This window comes from Colwellia sp. BRX9-1, assembly GCF_014077195.1.
In the GTDB taxonomy this organism is placed as follows: Bacteria; Pseudomonadota; Gammaproteobacteria; order Enterobacterales; family Alteromonadaceae; genus Colwellia_A.
In genome coordinates, this window is the sequence record NZ_JACGVM010000051.1 from 1 (window position 1) to 1,878 (window position 1,878).

A 1,878-nucleotide genomic window follows, 5' to 3' on the forward strand; every position below is an offset into this window, starting at 1 on the left:
CAAAAAACAGTTGGCTGTTTCACTCCGTTCACAATTTTAGCCAACAATTTTTTGCCGCTTAACGTGGCGTTAGGTGTAATCGCCACTTCGTTTTATTGTTTAAAGCATTTGCCAATTTAAGTAGGCGTTTGTACTTTCTAAATATGGTTTTGGAGTGTTTCGCCAAGCTCTACGTCACTTTCGCCAATATAGTCTTCGGGCATTACCTAAAAACAAAATGTCCTTGCGAATTGGCTTTTCATTGTTCGGTGTTGTGGCTCAAAATCTAGCAGTTGTGTTTATAAAGTGGCGAATGTAATATTAACTTTCAGTGTTTGCTTTAAGGTTTTGTATTTACATAAAAAACTTCACCTAACAAGCAATTCAAACGGACAAATAACAGTTGGCTGTCGTTCGTTTCTCACTATTTTAGCCAACTATTATTTGCCGCTTAATATGGGCGTTAGGTGTAATCGCCACTTCGTTTTATTGTTTAAAGCATTTGCCAATTTAAGTAGGCGTTTGTACTTTCTAAATATGGTTTTGGAGTGTTTCGCCAAGCTCTACGTCATTTACGCCAATATAGTCTTCGGGCATTACCTAAAAACAAAATGTCCTTGCGAATTGGCTTTTTATTGTTTGGTGTTGTGGCTCAAAATCTAGCAGTTGTGTTTATAAAGTGGCGAATGTAATATTAACTTTCAGTGTTTGCTTTAAGGTTTTGTATTTAAAAACAAACTTCACCTAACAAGCAATTCAAACGGACAAATAACAGTTGGCTGTCGTTCGTTCCTCACTATTTTAGCCAACTATTATTTGCCGCTTAATATGGGCGTTATATGTCGCCACTGTTCAAGTAATTATGTTTTGAACTTGGGCATATAAATTAATGGTTTGTGCTTGTTTCGGTTCTTTTTTGTGGTAACTTTAGTGGCATAAAATCAGTTTGTGTTTTTGGTTACACAGTTTTCGCCTAAATGGATTTAGCGCATATCGCTCAATTCTCTTTAGGTTTTATAAAGTTTGTTTAGGTTTTTGCTTAATTGGCTTTTTAGTAAACGGCTCAAATTCACGGTTAGTAGCAAAGTGGCGAAAGGTTTTTTGAATCTACTCATTCCACGCTTTAACCTTTTATTGCTCTTGGTAACTTAAGTGTTTGCCATGTAAGCCACATATAACAAGCTATTCAAGACGGACGCTAAACAGTTGGCTAGCTTCGTTCCTCGCAATTTTAGCCAACAATTTCGCGCCGCTTAATAGGGCGTTAGGTGTTCAGGGAATCTCTCAACTATGGATGTTGATCAAAAGATAAATGTTTTTCATTCCTTAGATTCTAAATCGACTTGTATCGCTATGATCAAGTCTTGTACTTTTGGAATCGCAATTTTAACTGTAATAAGCTTGATCGTTGGACTATTTTTTCAAGAGTTGAATATTGAAACATCTATTGGTTTTATAATTGATTTCAGCTTGTACGCGTTCCTGCTCTTTGCAGTTTTTAGGTGGCATTCTCGTATTGCTGCATCATGTTTACTTTTATTATCAACTTATAGTGTATATCTAACATTTATGGTGCTTGCAGGAGTCGAAATTGGTGGATCTAATCTATTAATATCTCTTGCAAGTTTTTGGTTGTCTTTGCGTTGTACGGAAGCAACTGTTAAATTAAATAAACCTAATAAAAAGAACACCTAACAAGGCGTTCAAACGGACAAAAAACAGTTGGCTGTTTCACTCCGTTCACATTTTAGCCAACAATTTTTTGCCGCTTAACGTGGCGTTGGTATGACTCCCCACGTCAAGTTAAATACACTGATCCTTGTTCATTAATTTCAGAACCATTGTATTCACTTTTAGTATTAAGTGAGTTAACGCATAGAATGAAGCAAGTAATTTCGT

Annotated in this window: 1 protein-coding gene; it reads left to right on the plus strand. The window is 36.0% G+C overall.

The genetic code is table 11. The features are described 5' to 3' along the window. The first annotated feature begins 1,269 nt into the window (after positions 1-1,269). On the plus strand, positions 1,270-1,674 hold the full coding sequence (locus H4J76_RS19415; RefSeq protein ID WP_182231137.1) for a hypothetical protein: 405 nt from the start codon (positions 1,270-1,272) through the stop codon (positions 1,672-1,674). Positions 1,675-1,878: the final 204 nt, after the last annotated feature.